Genomic DNA, 17,167 nt, shown 5'->3' with positions numbered 1-17,167 from the left:
CGTAAATTTTTAATGAAAAACCAGTATCCTTTTAAAATATTAATAGGGTACGGGTTTTTTTAATAAATTAAAAGCGAACTAGATACATCAAGTACTCTTTAAAAGAAATATAAATGGTTTAAATATAACTTTTTTTCGCATCTAAATAATCCTTAAATATATTTATTGAGTTTAAAACGTATTATTCGTTTTTAATTGAAGTATTTTTGATGAATATTACAATTAAATGAATATAAAAACGTAATTTACGTTTAAAAAATAGTTCATGATGAGGTTTTTAAAAATGAAGTTGAGTGTACCGTTAAAATATTTTAAAGATTAATAATATTAATGCTTTAGTACAGTCATTTAAAAACTTACTACTTAAAATAAAAATTATATAAAGTCGATTAAATCTAATCTGTTGCTAAAATTTTTGTCTAATGATGTGCATTTAAGATGAAAATCTCAATGATATTCTAATTGATTATATGTTATTTTTTGTTATATTTATTAAAGATATTGTATTTTTTATTAAAAGTATATTACTCGTGTATACGATTAATAGAATAAAGTAATCAGAAATAGTAAATGTTCTTTCAAATAGCTTAATGCTATAAACAATCTTTTAATTTGCTATATTTTAGAAAGTACATTTTAATTGAGGTGAAAACATGCAAAAAAAATTCTTTGGAATTCTAGCAGATTTAGCGTTTGGATTGCAAAAAAAACAGTTTGTTTATGAAAAACTAAAGAAAAATGAAGAATATTTTTACTTTCAACAACCAGAATTAGTCAAAGCAATTCAAGAATTAGGTCTTTTTATGCTAGAAAATGGAATTGTTACAGAAGAAGGTGTTCCTCTTGCACCACAAAATGAAACAGATGCTATAAATAACTATTTTTCTAAAACATTAGATGAATGGCCATGTGGAAAACATCCACATTTTCAAAATTTACTTGTGTATCAAGAGAATGAAGAAAGGCTTATTTATTTAAGTCCAGAACGAACTCATTATGAGGTAACCTCTTGGTGTGAAGAATTAGCAGCAGCTAGTCAAAGTTTTAACTATGAAGCAATGCAGGGAGCTGTTTATGAGCAGTTTGCTTTTGTTAGCGAAGAACAATATGTATTTCTAAGAAAATATATAATTGAACACCCTATTATCAATTTAATTGATAAATATGAGTTTAATCAGTCAGGTAAAAAAATGGGACTTACAACAGATTACATGGATAAATTTATTGAAACTGCTTTTGAACCAATTCCTGAAAATGTAGTAGGGATTTGTGGGTTTTGTAAATGGACAGTAGTTAAGACAACTTTCAATGAGCGCTGTATAGATAGACTTTGTTATAATAATACGGATAATTTCTTTCATGTAGAAGAAATAAAAGATAAAACTACTAAACTTCGTTTAAAACCAGGAGTAATGAAGTTTATGTCCTTACCAGGAAAAGATGAGTTAGAGCTTTATGAATATTGCAAAGCTCTCAAGTTAGATGTTGCATTATGGCCAGACAAAGACCGTTATGATTTAAAAATTGTAACATCATCTACTGTATTAGCAGTTGATGTAAAAAGCTATTTTAGTCCGTATTTGTTAGCTCATCATATTGAAAGTAAAGGCATTTTTAAAAATTTACAAGGAAGTGAGAGGCGAATTCTCGTTGTACCAGACCATCGCGTGCAGAAAAAGGATTATATACAAATAATTCGGAATATTCTGGATGATAAAGGGGTAGAATCCATGACAATGAAATCACTTAAGAAAATAGTGAGGGAGGAAGCAAAACGTAATGGTTAAAGTATATAGTAAGTTACTAAAAGATATCTATACTATTCATAGTCATGGAAATAATATAATTCAAAAAAAAGATATGGATAATGTTATTAAGCTAGAGTGTTTACTTTATTACAATTATTTCAACAAAATCACTGGAAAAGTAAAAAACTTGCAAGGGTTACTTCAAAACCTACATAAAATAGGAAGGAATGAGTTTTCAAAAATCCATTATGAATTAGATATTCTAAATAAAAACTTGAAATCACTTTCAAGTATGCAGCAAATGAAAAAAGCAATTCAACTATATATGCAGTTAGAAGATAACTTGAGACTATTTAATATAAATGATATTTTGCATATTAGAGAGAATATAGATTTCGAAAGTGAAAGAATTAGAGTATATGAATATTTATTTCGAAATGTAGTAGAGGAAGTAGAGTTGAGCATTCCGCAAGTTAAAACAGATATTTCTTACGTAAAGATTGATGATAAAAAAATTGATATCTCAGCTTATAACTTACCACTATATGATTTAGAATCACCGAAGCCTAAAAAAGGTGGGGATATCAAAATATCTATAAAAGATTTAAAAATTGTAGCAGAAGAAATGGATGAAATTATTTCACGAAATAGTTTTTTAAAACGTCAAAGCTATAGAAAGCGTTTAGAAAGTTTTAAAGTTAGTTTGAATAATCAATATGGTATTGAGGAAGTAGAGAATATTACTATCAAAGAAGTTTGTCATATTATAGGCATGGTAGGAACAGGGAAGTCTACACTTATTCAAGTACTTGTATTTTACTTAGCAAAAAAGGGTTATCGATCAATGGTGCTATTTGAAACAGTGAAAGAAGTAGTGGATAATACGTTTTTATTTGAAAAGTTAGGAATACAAGCAGTAGCGATTAATGGAGAGAGGAACCAACAAAATAGAATACAAAAAGTAATAGAATATGATGAAATGATAGTAAATGAGCATTACGCACAATATTTAACTGGAAATTGCTATATTAGTAATTTAGCAGAAGGTGTGTACGATTCTTTAACTAATTATGGAAAAGAGCCATGTTATAACATGAAGTATAATGATCAAGCTATCTTATGTCCATTTTTTTCAATCTGTCCAAGAAAACAAAATATTAGAAAGCTTAATAAGGCATCTACTATTTTTACCAATGTGAATAGTCTGTTAACTACTAGGACAGGTATGATTAAAAAACGTGGAAGGTTGTTATTATTAGAATATGCACTCGACTTTATGGATGTTGTAATTTTCGATGAAGCAGATGCTATTCAAGTACGATTAGATTCAACATTAAATGAAGCTGAGTATACAGAGGATTTATTAAAAAGTAATTTTTCGGAAATTAAAAATTATATTGAAAAAGCTATCTTAGGTTCGGAATTTGAATCCTATAGAGATTTACATGTGAGTTTTACAATGGTAATAGCAACATTATCTGAGGTAAAATCTTTGATTAATACTAAAACCATACATGAAAATTTTTCGAATATTAAATATGGACAATGGTTTTCAGGATATGTATTAATTAATTCGTTGAAATTCTTACCTGATCAATTTATCAAAGATTACTTAAGTTTTGTGCAAAACAATAAGTCTGAATTTTCAGATTTAGAAGATGCATATATTTTAAATTCAGCTAAATTGAAAATTAAATATGAAGAATTGTATGAACGCTATGGAATTGAAAGCGAGTATAAGATAATAGTCCGGTTTTTAATCGCATTGATATTTACTGAAAAATATATATTTTCTTTGCAAACTGAATTAGAACAAGTACAAAAGATACATGATAGTATAGATCAAGCTACATTACCAAATATATTTAGAAAAATAAATAATAAATTAAAAGGTTTGTTGCCGAATTCACCTACTAATAATCGTTTTGGCTTTTTATATGATAGAGAACAAAATACACTTCAAATTTTTAGACAGCAAGCTATAGGAAGAAGTGCAATGATTGATTTACCTTATTTGAAAATTGATGAGCATGGTAAAGCTTTAGGTCCTCATACAATTTTATTATCTGGTTCAAGTTTTGCGCCTGGAAGTCAAGCAGGTCATATTTATCGAAAGGTAAATTATATTCTAGAACCGCCCAATGAAATGCAAGAATTTATAAAGAAAATTAAGATAAAACACATGAAAACAGATATAAGAATTTCAGGTACAAAAGATAAGAAGGTGGCATTAGAAAAAATGTGTCAAGAATTTAAAGATGTTTTTATTAATGCTGCTGAAGAAGAAGGGCGATCTTTAATTATTGTTAACAGTTATCAACAAGCGAAGTGGGTTCAAGAGATATTAAATCGAATTCTAGCTTGTAAAGTATATAGGTTAGTTCCAGATTCAAAAAAAGCAGAAAATTATTGCATACAAAGGAATAAGTTGAATAATTCTATAAATATAGATTATAAATTTTTAGTAGCACCTGCAACAGCTATTTCAAGAGGGTTCAATATAGTAGATAACAATGGACAATCACTTTTTAAAAAGTTATTTGTACTTATAAGACCAATGTCCAAGCCCAAACAAGTGGGAGAGGCTGTTACAATTGTAAATGGTAAAGTGACAGAATTTTTAAGTAATTGTAGCGCTACAGTTTATGGATCAGAATATTTAAATCAAATTCAAAATGCGAGAAGTCATGCACAAAAAGTTTGGAATGATATTTTACGTGACTTTTATAGCATTAGCCATGCTGATGATATTTTAAAAAAGAATATTACTGTCTCCCGACTAGTTTTATTAATGCAATTAATTGGTCGATTATTGAGAGTGACAGATTATAGCGTAGAACCACCAGAAATCTTTTTATTAGATCATGCATTCACAGGAGAAAAAGAAATTTCATTCAATTTGTTAAAAGAAATAGAAGAATATTTAGAAGGTGGATGTGAAAATGATCAGTATGGAGTTTTGATGGAAAAATTATACATGCCTTTTTTGGAGGGATTAAGGAGAGGAAAATAAATTGTTTAAAACAATTAAATTGCAAGCATATAAGTTAAAATCAAATTTAGAAGTGAAAGTATATCGTTATAAATATCCAAAGCAATGGGTTGAAAGTTTTAAATCTGTAAATGCTCGTTTAGCAAAAGATAAAAAACATATGCCTTTCAAACAAATTAAAGAATTTTTATATAGTTGGGATTCAAATATAGTATATATAAATGACCTGAAAAATACTTATAAGGACTCTACATGGATACTTTCTACTAAACCAATTGATGAGCTATTAGCTGTAGCTATAATTAAAATTTGTTTTGAGGAAACGATTGAAAATATAAAACAACCTCATGTAAAAGAGATGTTTCAAGAATGGGTCGAAAAGTTAGATGTGGTAACAAACTTAGAAAGTGACTATGAGTCTTTGAAATTAACTAGAACTGATGGGGAATTAGAAGAAAATAATTTAGCATTTGAAGTTATTCCACGCCTTGTTTATCAGCAACTACAAAAACAGCCTCTAAACATTGAACATAATATTGTGCATTTCATACAAAGTTCAAATGGCTTATTCTCAAAACCAAATAATCTTTATTATGAGATGAAAAATAATAAAATTTATTATTCTATTAAGGTTATTGCAGAAATTCAAACAACACCTCATCAAAGATTACCCATGCTACATTTCAAATTCAGTATTTCGCGATGGATGAATTATAAATTGCCTTTAAACAATGAGTGGGCATCTCGAACGTCTACCTATTTTAATTTAGACGATAGATTGGTGAAAATAGAATTAGTTAAAGAAGGAGATAAGCTGTACTGGGATCCATTACAACAAAAAATATACAGTACTATTTATATAGGTAGTACTTTACCAGATGTTAAAAGTTTAGTTGAAAAGCCAAATATGTATGAAAACATTTATGTCGCCCATAGATTAAGTTTCGGTAAAAATTTTGTAGGTTCTGGAGAGTCTATGAAAGACCGCCACATATTAAATAAATGGATTCAAGAAGAAGTATCTGAAATCATCGAACCATTAGCTCCTAGCTTGAAAAGTAATAGTGTAATTGGTCAAAATAGTAAAATAAAAATTTCATCTAACCTAGAAAATATTGAAAATTTGTATGATACACTTTTGACTGTAACAGGGCGCAATGTATTAAACATTGAAATTCTTTATATGGGTGATAAAACTGAATGGATTAGTACTTTCAAAAAAGAGTTAACTGATATATTTGGAGCAGAAGAAGGTGAAGTTAATATAGCTAACTTCAAGTTAAATATAAATTATAAACAAGAAAATGAAATACTTTCAGGTTTGGATGGTGCGAAAAAGACTTTAGAAAGACACGAACAAAAAATACTTCAAATTAATGAGAAATTGGATGAAGTAAAAGAAATGACGATGTGTTTTGTTTTATTACCTTTTTTAGATGAAAATGGTGAATTATACTATAAAGCAAAAGAAGACCCTAAAAAAGCTATTCGTGCAGGTTTAGCTACAACAGGAAGGTTATCACAATTTATCGATTGCAGCGCAGACAAGAGTAATCTAAATTTGCGTGTTAAAGTCGCAATCTTAGATGCTTTAAGACAATTAGGGTATATTGATTCGTTTGAAACTAGAAAATATAAAACAATTAATTATAATACGGTTTTTTCAGGAATTCATATTATTAATTTTAAAAGAACGCCATATGGAATTACAAATCGTATATTTGTATATATTGAACGTAGTGCTAATAAAGGACCTACTTTTGTTGAATGCCCGTCTCTTTGGAAAGGTCGCAAATATTATTGGGAATCTAGCTTAGAATTCCAAAAAATATCTACATTTGAAGGGCGAAAGCAGTTTAAAGCAAATCGTATAATTAAGGATATAAAAGATAAAATTCATGAATTGAACCATCGAAAAGATGAACCACATTTATTGATGATTTTTAGTGATGGTGTTACTAGAAAAGAATGGGGATTTATAACAGATAAAAATTTGGCTTCTGTTGATAAAAAAGGAGATTATACATTAGAATCAATTTGGTTTGAAAAAGGTAAAGAGTCTGAAGGAGTGCAATTTGATGAGGGAAACCAACTTCGAATTATTAGAGTAAGAAATAATTCTGAAGTTCCAGATTACTTGACACCTTTAAATGATAAAGGGGACTATCAATCTAAAACAGGGATATTCATTTTAAATGGTGTATATTATAGCATCGGCCAAAAACCAAAAGATAAAGAGTATGGAAATACTAGGTATTCCAATAATAGTAAAATACTTATGCAAAACCCTAATAAAACATGTAAGATTTCAAATATTGTAGAACTTTACCCAATTCATTTGAATAGTTTAGATGACCCGAATGAATGGATTAGTTTAGTTCATAACTATCGAGAGTTTGCACATCAATATAAAGGTACATTACAAGCTCCTTTATTATTGCACATGGCTTCTCAATTGGAAGAATATATTTATTAGAATAAAAGGTTGAATCAATATAGTATACTAGCGTATAAAAATATTAATGATTAGACTTGAGTTTCTTATTTGTGTCGGATCATACTATCTTTTTATGTAGACGAATTATTAGAATGAGATATTTTAAAATATATATTCACCATTATGATATAAAAGTATCGTGGGTTTTCAGTGTAATTTGAGAAATCTTATTTTAAAAAACAAAAAAGATCCTGGAACAGAACAAAATAATATGTCTCAAATGCGAATAATCCAATCAATTGAACGCGTAGAAAACGACTCCTGCGGGAATAGCATGAGCTGAAAACCCCACAGGAACGTAGTGACGAGGAGTTTGAAGCCATGCCCGCGGAAAGCGTTTTTCGAAGCAGAAATTGATGTGAACGAACAAATCCTGTATGATTTTTCAAAATCATATGGGATTTGTTCTGTTGAAAATACTTTTGTCCCAGACTTTTTTTATTCCTCACCCTAAATACGCTCTAAAAACTCTAAGCGATTTCCGCAAGGGTCATTCACATAAAAGCGAATCGCGTTTTCAAGTGGTTCATCTTCAACTGTCTCGATGTTGTGTGCGTGTAATGTTTCTTTGAGTAGAGCTAAGTCTTTCACGATAAAGGCTGGATGTGCTTTCGTTGCGGGGGTAAAGGGTTCTTGAATACCGATATGTACTTCATGCTGTCCGCACTTGAACCATACGCCGCCGCGTTTTTTTAGATTGTCTGGTTTTTCTATTTCAGGCATACCTAAGATGTCATGAAAGAAATGTCTATAAGCAGCTTCACTATTTTTCGGAGCAGCTAATTGGATATGATCGATGTCGATGAACATGGTTGGTTCCTCCTTATATACGTTTTCCACGTAAATTAATGAACATTGCAAAGAAAATAAGGCTAAGAATTAAGAAAATAATAATGAAGAAATTCGATAAGAACGGGTTATGGTCGGGTTCGGTTGGATAACTGCCTGTGAATACTTGGGCGAACCAATAAATCATCGTAGCAATGTGCTCTAAACTGAAGACAATGCCACTCGCTATTAAAAAGCTTGCGCTTAATACGATACTACTTTTTTCTGTCATACCGTCACCACCTTCCTAAATATTAGTATAAAGTAAAAAAATGGAATTAAAATAGTTTTTGTGTAAGTTTTCAAAACAAGTGGTAAAGAGAAGGGAGTTGAAGGGAGAGAATGATGTGAAAGGAACGGTCTTTGCAATTATTTATGTCATACTAGGAATTTTAATCATTTTAGCACCGTCGATTATTTCAGGACGTGGTTATGATGAGGCGAATACGTTGTCGTCCTTTTTGACAGCCGATTATATCGTGCGAATCATCTCGTTTATTGTAGGGATTTTAATTATTGTATTTGCGGTGCGCGCGTTCCAAAAGAAATAATACTGTAACAAACATTGAAATAGAGAAAACCCCTAAAGTTCTTATTCTACACGAATAAATGTGATTTATGAATATTGAATATGTTCTGACAAAAGAAATTCACCTTTTTGTCAAATACCATAAGAGGTATTGTGCCTATCTCGTGAACATTTAAGAAGTAGGATTGATTTTACATGTCCATATGATAGGATAAAAGCGTAATCAATATTCATTACAAATTAACTAGAACTTATTATTTAGGAGATGTTTTCATTATGTCATGGGCATTACTTATTACGCTTGTACTTGGGACAGTAGTCAAATTACTTACAGCACCACCAAATATCGTGGTTGTTTGGTTGACAGAACGTTATGCGATGCATCAAAAGTTGAAGTCAGAAGAAGTAACAATTACATTTGACCAAAAAGAATTAACAGGACAAGAGAAAGAAGATTTCATCCAATCATTTAATGAAGCCGCATTTTTAGTACGTAATCCAATTTTTAAAGGTTTCGAAGATGAAGTATTAAATCCAGATACAGACATTGTACCGTACGTAATCGATGTGAATAAAAAAGGTAAACATTCAACACTATCTGTTTATTATGCAGAAGATCGTGTAAATGTAGTAAAACAACGCAATAAAAAAGTAATCTCTTACAGCTTAAACTCAGAAGAACTATCAAATACAACATTAAAAGGTCAAGCAGCTTGCAGTAAACATATGCAACTTGTTTAATGTGATCAAACGAATGATTGAGCGAATCAATCATTCGTTTTTTTTATTACTTTTCGTTACGCTAAGAACCTGTTAAAATAGAAGCAGTGTATGTACACGTGACGAGAGTGAAAGTGGTGAAAGATATTGGACGAACAGAAAAAGCAAGAGGAACAGCCAGAAGTAGAACCGAAAGCCTCGGAAGAAACGAAGCCTGCTGGTAAATACATTCGCCTGAAGCCCTTTACACTAATTATGATGATTATTGTATTAATTCTTGCGACATCAGGTATCACAATTTTTGCTTTAACGGTTGGGGAGAAGAAGGTAGTCGAAGTACGCACACCAAACCATGAAGAATTCCAAAAAGTATTTGATACATATGATGAACTAAACAAATCGTACTATGAAAAAATAGATGAAGATGCACTTGTGAATGGTGCGTTAAAAGGGATGATTGAGTCATTAGGTGATCCTTATTCAAACTATTTAGGCAAGGAAGAAGCAACACAATTTAATGATAGTATCTCATCTAGTTTTGATGGGATTGGTGCAGAGATTCAAGAAAAAGATGGTCAGATTATGATTGTCTCGCCAATTAAAAACTCACCTGCAGAAAAGGCTGGCTTACGTCCAAATGATATTATTAAATCAGTTGATGGTAAATCGGTTGTAGGAAAAACAGCAACAGAGACCGTACAAAAAATTCGTGGTAAAAAAGGTACGAAAGTGACATTAGAATATCAGCGTGGAAAAGATTCAAAACTACACAAGGTGACGATCACACGCGATGCAATTCCAATCGAAACGGTCTATGCAAAAATGACAAAAGATAAAATTGCACATATTCAAATTACAACATTTGCGGACCAAACGTATCAAGAATTACTGAAGAAGCTGGATGAGATGGAGAAGAAGGGTATGAAAGGTCTTGTACTCGATGTTCGTCAAAATCCAGGTGGTATTTTAACAACTGCCGTTAATATTGCGAGTCTATTCGTAGATGCGGGTGAACCGATTATGCAAATTGAGCCGAAAGATGGTCAAAAAGAGATTATTCGCGCTCAAAATGGTCGTAAAGTAGATGTGCCAACTGCGTTATTAATTGATGGTGGTAGTGCTTCTGCTTCTGAAATTCTAGCAGCAGCGATGAATGAAGATGCACATATTCCATTAGTTGGTGAAAAAACATTCGGTAAAGGTACGATGCAAACAGCGAAAAGTTTAGAAGATGGTTCTACGTTAAAATATACAACAGGTAAATGGTTAACACCTGAAGGTAAATGGATTCATAAAAAAGGAATTCAACCAACTGTTAAAGTAGATTATCCAAGTTATGCTTCGTTACCATATTTAGATCCTTCTAAAACAATGAAATTAGGGGATGTATCAGAACAAGTGAAGGCAGCAGAAAAAATGCTGAAGGCACTTGGTTATAATCCAGGCAAAATTGATGGATTATATGATGAGTACACATCTTATGCGGTCAGTCGTTTCCAAGCGAATAATAAACTAACAGTAGATGGTATATTAAAAGGCAAAACGACGAATAAATTAATGGATGAATTACGTGAGAAAATCCGTAAAGATGATCCACAATTATTAAAAGCACGCAAAATTGTTTTAAAAGAATTGAATCAATAAGGAGGAAGGGGCAGCTTATGAGTTGTCCCTTTTTTCATAAAGGAGTGTTATATATGAAAGATGTGTATTTATTAAGTGGATTTTTAGGTAGTGGTAAAACAACATTACTCGCGAATATGATTAAATCATTAAAAGAACAGGGGTTAAAGCCTGCAGTTATTATGAATGAATTAGGGGAACTAAATTTTGATTCACAAGCAGTTGAAGAAGGCATTCCATTAAAAGAAATGTTGAATGGTTGTATTTGCTGTACAGGTTCTGAAAATACAGAAGCGCAAATTCAAGGGTTACTAGCAGAGAATGATTTTGATGTCTTATTGATTGAAACAACGGGTGCTGCACATCCTGTGGAAGCATTAGATGCAGTATATTCACCGCTTTTTGCAGATCAATTGAATATTAAAGGCATCGTAACCGTAGCAGATAGTAAGCGTTGGTTGATGCGTCATGAGATGACACCACAAACACGTTCTTTATTTTTAGAGCAAATTCGTCATGCGCATTTATTATTAGTAAATAAAGCAGATTTATTAACAGAACAAGAGTTAGGGCAAGTCACATACGAATTACAAGCACTAAATCCGAATGCTTTAATCGTTCAAACAACGAATGCAAAAGTACCATATTCATTTTTAAATAAAATTCAAGCGACAGCGCGTCCAACGGATATTGAAAAAGCAGATATTGGACATCATTTGCACCTTAGTTCTCGCTTAGTTGATTTTACAGACCAAGCATTTACGCAAGAGGAGATTGAGGATTGGGTGCGCTCATTACCAGAGACAGTGTATCGTATGAAAGGGTATTTGCCGATTAAAGGAAATAGTAAGCCGATGTTATTCCAATACGCATACGGTTTAACGCAGTGGATGCCTGAATTCATAAAAATGCCGCCGAAGTTAGTGATTATCGGCGACGGAGTAGATGCGATTCCTTTACCCACTACTACTTTGTGATTTAGCACGCTTAAATTGAATATAGTAGATGAGGAATGTTACGACTAGAATGGCAACAAAAGCGACGAATTCCCATATACCTAGATGAATCGTAGTGATATCGAGTGCAAGAAGTACATTTTTCAACATGATCCATGTGAGGAAGAGTAAGAGTTCATTTTTTAAAAGGCTAGTCATACGAGAGAGAATCATATGCTGTTCTTCTGATGCGAGCCGTTGATCGGGTTTTGGAAGGTGCATGAATTGTGGTTTTTGTTCCATATAACGTAGGAAACTCCAAAGAGCGATACCGAGTGCTGGAATGAAGAAAACAAACCAACGATTTGCATAGCGATCAGGTTCTCCTAAAATATTATAGTGACTTGGAACTTCTGCAGGTAGGCGATTGAAGAAAATGATGAGTAGCATAGTTGTGGCGAACCAGAGAATAAGTGTGATCCAATCGAGTACACGATACATAAAAATCCCCTCCTTCGTGCTTTTATTATAGCATGAGGAGGGGATTTTTAATAATTCACAACATCCTTTTTATGGAATTTATGAACGGAATTTATTTTGTACAATGCTTAGTCGAATACTGAGTGAGATGGCCCCAATTGCAAGACCTGTAATGAGACCAATCCAATAACCGTAAGGACCCAAATCGAAAAATGTAGCGAGTACATAACCGAATGGTAGCGCGATTACCCAATACGAGATGACAGCCATGATTGAGGTAATCGTAACATCTTTATATCCGCGTAGTGCGCCTTGAATCGGTGCTTGAATGGCATCTGATAATTGGAAGAATGCCGCATAGATTAAGAAACTTGCAGCAAGAGATAGAACATCGACATCATCACTATAAATCATCGCGATTTCATGGCGGAAACCAATAAGAATAGCGAGTGTGACCATACAGATGGACACTGCGAGCAGGATGGCTTTTTTCGTATAGTCGCGTGCATCTTTTGCGCGTCCGGCACCAATTTCATAGCCAATTAAAATGGTTGCACCCATAGAAATACTAAGTGGGATCATATAAGAGAGACTAGCGAAGTTCATGGCGATTTGATGTGCACCGATGACTTCTGTTGAGTATTGGCTCATCACAATTGTCACTACAGCGAAAATACCTGTTTCAGCAAAGAGTGCAAGTCCGATGGGAACGCCAATAAGTAAAATCTCTTTTGACTTCTTCCAGTTGGGTTTTGAAAACTGCTTGAACAACTGAAAATTTGAGAATGGTTTTGCTTTGATTGTAATCCCAATCGCGATGAAGCAAATAATCCAATATGTAATAGCAGAAGCAATACCAGCACCTACACCACCAAGTGCAGGGAACCCCCAGTTACCAAAAATAAAAAGATAACAGAAGAAGATGTTTACAGGTGTCGAAATTAAGGTGATGAACATCGACATTCTTGTTTGTCCGAGTGCATCAATGAAGCAACGAAGTACAGTGTAGATGAATAAAGGAACGAGTCCGAAACACATCGCGAGTAAGTAGCCATGTGCGACATCTTGAACATGAGGTTCTAGTGGCATCCAAGAGAGAATCGTATTCATGCTGAAGAACATGAAGGCGAAAACAATCATTGCTAAAATAATTGATACGATGATTCCTTGTTGGACGGTAAATGTTGCCTCTTTCATTTTTTTTGCGCCGACTGATTGTGCTACAATAGGGGTAACAGATAGTAAAATACCAGAAATCCCTACATAGATTGGCATCCAGATGGACGAACCGATGGAGACACCGGCTAAATCGGTTGTGCCGTATTTGCTTGAGAATAATACATCAAAAAAGGTAACTAAATATAGTGCAATTTGTGTAACTAAGATGGGTGAAACAATGACTAAAAGCAATTTCCACTTTTGTCCGTTCGTAGTCGTTTCGTACACAGAATCGCCTCCTTTCATAAAATTAAGTCCATTGTGCCTTTTCATGGATGGGTTGGTATAGTACAATAAGATATTATTTTTATACATGTAAAAATCGTATAAATAGAATGGAGTTTATTATACAAATGAATCAGAAAACAGTTGTATTAACTGGTGGCGGAACAGCAGGGCACGTCTCGCTCAATCAAGCTATCATACCATCATTTTTAGATAAAGGCTATGACGTTCATTATATCGGTTCTAAGGACGGTATTGAACAAGAAATTATTTCAGAAGCGTTTCCAAATTTACCGTTTCATTCAATTTCAAGTGGGAAGTTACGTCGCTACTTTTCGGTGAAGAATTTTACAGATCCATTCAAAGTGCTGGCAGGTGTATTCCAAGCAGTCGGTCTACTACGTAAATTAAAGCCAATGATTGTCTTTTCAAAAGGTGGATTCGTATCGGTACCGGTCGTTATTGCAGCGAAAGTTTTAGGTATTCCTGTTGTCTCACATGAATCTGATGTTACACCAGGTCTTGCGAATAAGATTTCATTACCATTCGCATCACATATTTTCACGATTTTTAAACAAACATTAAAATACTTACCATCTGAAAAATCAAGTTGTACAGGTTCAATTATTCGTCCAGAATTATTTGAAGGTGACCGAACAAGAGGATTAGCGATGTGTCAATTTACAAATGGTAAGCCGACCATCTTAATTATGGGTGGTTCACTTGGCTCGAAGTTCATTAACCAAGCAGTACGCAACAACTTAACGGAATTACTTGTACAATACAATATCATTCATCTTTGTGGTAAAGGTAATATAGATGAGGCATTAAATGAAATGCCAGGTTATCAGCAGTATGAATATGTGACGACTGAATTACCTGACTTACTTCATGCGAGTGATTACATCGTATCGCGTGCTGGTTCCAATTCGATTTTCGAATTTTTAGCGCTAGAAAAGCCCATGTTATTAATTCCATTATCAATGGCGCAGTCGCGTGGTGATCAAATCGTCAATGCGAAAATTTTCAAACAACAAGGTTTAGCAGAAGTGTTGCAAGAAGAAGAATTGACACCTGAAAGCTTCATGCAGGCACTGCGTACATTAAAAGAGAACGAAACGGCTCTACGTCAAAATATGATAGAAGCAGAATCACCAAAAACACCAGACGAGATGGTGGCACTGATTATGCAATATGCGAAAAAATAATTAGTTAATCGGGAGAGTCTTAGGATTCTCTCGATTTTTTTTACACACAAAACCCCTCCATCTAAAATGAAGGGGTTGTTTTATTACATCGCTTGTTCTGTCTCCTGTGCTTGGCGAGCAGTATACAAGTAGAAGTTATCTCGTTCGATTTTGAACAATTCGAATTTTTGTTCACCTGCATTGATTTCTTCGTATAGTGCTGGGTGACTTTCTTTCGCATCACACGCATACTCTAATTTCGCAGCAGCACGTTGAGATTTAATGTTCTCTTTTTTAATTTTCATAAATACAGTTTGAAAGTCTAGTTCAAAAAACAGTTCATTGAAGAAGTCTAGTTTTGCTTGTTGGTTATAACCCTTACCTTGATAAGGTAAACCAATCCAAGTGCCTAAAAAACCAGCCTTATCTTCAATATCGTATAGTGTAATCGTCCCAATTGGGTGGCCCCACTCGTCAAGTATTGTACGAGAAACAACAAGTCCTTGCTCTTCTTCCTCCATAAGCTGGCGAGTCATAAACCATAATTCATCTGCTGTCTTAGCCTTTTGACGGACAAAAGGGAAGACAGATGGGTGGCTTAACAATTCAAATAATTCATTACTTTCGTAAAGATCACGTTGTTTAAGCATACCTAACGCCTCCTTTTGGGTGGACCTTCAAACATACATACCATGTTCGCTCCACCTTCGAAATTTTTCATAAGTGTTGCATAAAAAATTTCGGGGTGGGAATCGAACCCACTAGAACCAGAAAACTGGTGACGCACCATTTGCCTTCCCTAAAATCTACTATTACGAATAGAGATTCATTTATGAAATTATTTTGCAATTTAAATATACAAGGAATTACATCATTTGAAAAGATAAAAATGCGAAATTTTTATCTTTTTTTAAAAAATCCCTTACCTAATGACAAAAAATCTTAAAAATTGTCTAAATCGTGTCTATTCGTCTTAGTAAATTTTAAATAAGGTTTTACTATATACCCTCTTTTAAATAAAAATATGCCGTTTTAAAGCAAAAAAATATTTCAAATAAGAAAAAATATTAGAACAAATGTATAGTATTTGATATAATTTATACAATTTTTCATTAAAAAAGCATAAAATTCTCAAAAAAATAAATTATGACTTCAAGTGAACAGGGTTGTAACCATAAAAAATAAGAATTATGATAGAGTAGACAGGAAATGTAGGGGGATTTAACGATGAAATATGATGTATTAAAAGTTCAAGGTTCAGGCAATACATTCTTTTTAATAGAAGGTAAAAATGACGAGTTGAATTGGTCAGAAATCGGTAAATGGTTATGCGACCCAGCGCAGTATGGTGGAGCAGATGGCCTACTTGTTGTGTTACCATCAGTACATGCAGATGCAAAAATGCGTGTCATTAATGCGGACGGATCAGAAGCGTCAATGTGTGGAAATGGATTACGCTGTGTGGCACGTTATGTATTAAATAAACTCGGTAAAGATCAGGGGATTATCGAAACAATGAAGGCAGACTTACATGTTGCACGTCAAGGTGAGTTAGTAGAAGGGATTCATGCTTTTGCAGTAGAGATTGCACCTGTGTCATTCGATTTAGCTTCTTTACCAATGGTCTATAATGCACAGCACACATTAATTGATGAACAGATTGCCGATTTTTCAACAGAATTACGTTATACAGCAGTATCTGTACCAAATCCACATTTAATCTCAATTGTACCTAAAGCATATATTGAAGATTTTAAACATCAGGAGCAATTAGCGAAGCGCTTAAATGACGAAAATAATTATACGCCAGATGGTGTAAACGTTAGCTATGTCTATCCAATCTCATCATCAGAAATTTTTGTCCGTACATATGAACGAGGTGTTGGCTTTACGAATGCATGTGGTACAGCGATGACAGCCTCATCGTTAGTTGCTTCACTTTTACACATTGTGGACGAAAATATGGTTACAGTCTATAATCCAGGTGGTTTCGTTAAGTGTCACGTGCAGCAAAGCGGAACAGAAACAAAATTATCCTTAATCGGAAATGCAACATATATCGCATTATATGAATTGAACATTGATGACGAAAATCATCTTTATATAAAGGAAGAGTTAACGGAGCAAAGTGAATATCTACAAAAAATAAAAGAAGTGTGTATTGCTTTTTGAAACGTGAGAAAAA

Annotated in this window: 14 protein-coding genes; 9 read left to right on the top strand and 5 right to left on the bottom strand. The window is 33.1% G+C overall.

Features of this window, described 5'->3' with window-relative positions:
- Positions 1-653: 653 nt before the first annotated feature.
- From ASO14_RS09005 to ASO14_RS08995, 3 genes are read left to right on the top strand one after another with little or no spacing between them, the layout of a single operon-like run.
- Complete coding sequence (locus tag ASO14_RS09005) at positions 654-1,787, top strand: restriction endonuclease-related protein (RefSeq protein WP_068454014.1); 1,134 nt, start codon at positions 654-656, stop codon at positions 1,785-1,787.
- Positions 1,780-4,761, top strand: coding sequence for a hypothetical protein (locus ASO14_RS09000; protein ID WP_068454012.1), 2,982 nt, complete (start codon positions 1,780-1,782; stop codon positions 4,759-4,761). Before ASO14_RS09005 ends, ASO14_RS09000 begins: the two co-directional genes overlap by 8 nt.
- Before the next feature lies 1 nt (position 4,762).
- Positions 4,763-7,216 carry a pPIWI_RE module domain-containing protein gene (locus ASO14_RS08995; RefSeq protein WP_068454010.1) on the top strand — a complete coding sequence of 818 codons (2,454 nt, stop codon included), beginning with the start codon at positions 4,763-4,765 and terminating at the stop codon, positions 7,214-7,216.
- Between the two features lie 471 nt (positions 7,217-7,687).
- On the opposite strand, the gene ASO14_RS08990 is transcribed toward ASO14_RS08995, so the two are convergent.
- On the bottom strand, positions 7,688-8,047 hold the full coding sequence (locus ASO14_RS08990) for a VOC family protein (protein WP_068454008.1): 360 nt from the start codon (positions 8,045-8,047) through the stop codon (positions 7,688-7,690).
- A 13-nt stretch (positions 8,048-8,060) separates the two neighbouring features.
- Positions 8,061-8,297 (bottom strand): hypothetical protein, encoded by a 237-nt coding sequence (locus tag ASO14_RS08985; protein ID WP_068454006.1) that lies wholly within the window; start codon positions 8,295-8,297, stop codon positions 8,061-8,063.
- A 115-nt stretch (positions 8,298-8,412) separates the two neighbouring features.
- On the opposite strand from ASO14_RS08985, the gene ASO14_RS08980 reads away from it, so the two are divergent.
- From ASO14_RS08980 to ASO14_RS08965, 4 genes are all read left to right on the top strand, one after another.
- Positions 8,413-8,616, top strand: a complete 204-nt coding sequence (locus tag ASO14_RS08980) for a hypothetical protein (RefSeq protein WP_068454005.1) — start codon at positions 8,413-8,415, stop codon at positions 8,614-8,616.
- 254 nt (positions 8,617-8,870) lie between these two features.
- Positions 8,871-9,335, top strand: a complete 465-nt coding sequence (locus ASO14_RS08975) for a YfmQ family protein (protein WP_068454004.1) — start codon at positions 8,871-8,873, stop codon at positions 9,333-9,335.
- 126 nt (positions 9,336-9,461) lie between these two features.
- Positions 9,462-10,958 (top strand): lmo1851 family serine protease, encoded by a 1,497-nt coding sequence (locus ASO14_RS08970; RefSeq protein WP_068454002.1) that lies wholly within the window; start codon positions 9,462-9,464, stop codon positions 10,956-10,958.
- A 53-nt stretch (positions 10,959-11,011) separates the two neighbouring features.
- On the top strand, positions 11,012-11,914 hold the full coding sequence (locus ASO14_RS08965; RefSeq protein ID WP_068453999.1) for a CobW family GTP-binding protein: 903 nt from the start codon (positions 11,012-11,014) through the stop codon (positions 11,912-11,914).
- On the opposite strand, the gene ASO14_RS08960 is transcribed toward ASO14_RS08965, so the two are convergent.
- On the bottom strand, positions 11,894-12,373 hold the full coding sequence (locus ASO14_RS08960; protein ID WP_068453997.1) for a DUF1648 domain-containing protein: 480 nt from the start codon (positions 12,371-12,373) through the stop codon (positions 11,894-11,896). The genes ASO14_RS08965 and ASO14_RS08960 overlap by 21 nt on opposite strands.
- Positions 12,374-12,451: 78 nt before the next feature.
- Positions 12,452-13,798, bottom strand: a complete 1,347-nt coding sequence (locus ASO14_RS08955; protein ID WP_068453996.1) for an MATE family efflux transporter — start codon at positions 13,796-13,798, stop codon at positions 12,452-12,454.
- A gap of 125 nt (positions 13,799-13,923) precedes the next feature.
- Here ASO14_RS08955 and ASO14_RS08950 point away from each other — a divergent pair, with 125 nt between their 5' ends.
- Positions 13,924-15,003, top strand: coding sequence for an undecaprenyldiphospho-muramoylpentapeptide beta-N-acetylglucosaminyltransferase (locus ASO14_RS08950; protein ID WP_068453995.1), 1,080 nt, complete (start codon positions 13,924-13,926; stop codon positions 15,001-15,003).
- 83 nt (positions 15,004-15,086) lie between these two features.
- Here ASO14_RS08950 and ASO14_RS08945 read toward each other — a convergent pair whose 3' ends face one another.
- A complete protein-coding gene (locus ASO14_RS08945; protein ID WP_068453994.1) occupies positions 15,087-15,632 on the bottom strand; it encodes a GNAT family N-acetyltransferase in 546 nt (181 codons plus the stop codon).
- A gap of 577 nt (positions 15,633-16,209) precedes the next feature.
- Here ASO14_RS08945 and dapF point away from each other — a divergent pair.
- Entirely contained in the window at positions 16,210-17,154 is a 945-nt protein-coding gene (gene dapF, locus ASO14_RS08940) for a diaminopimelate epimerase (RefSeq protein WP_068453992.1), read from the top strand.
- The last annotated feature ends 13 nt before the right edge of the window (positions 17,155-17,167 follow it).

The sequence above is a fragment of the Kurthia sp. 11kri321 genome (genome assembly GCF_001534765.1).
GTDB lineage: Bacteria > Bacillota > Bacilli > Bacillales_A > Planococcaceae > Kurthia > Kurthia gibsonii.
Note: the sequence above shows the minus strand (reverse complement) of the source record. Positions and strands in the feature narration are given on the sequence as shown.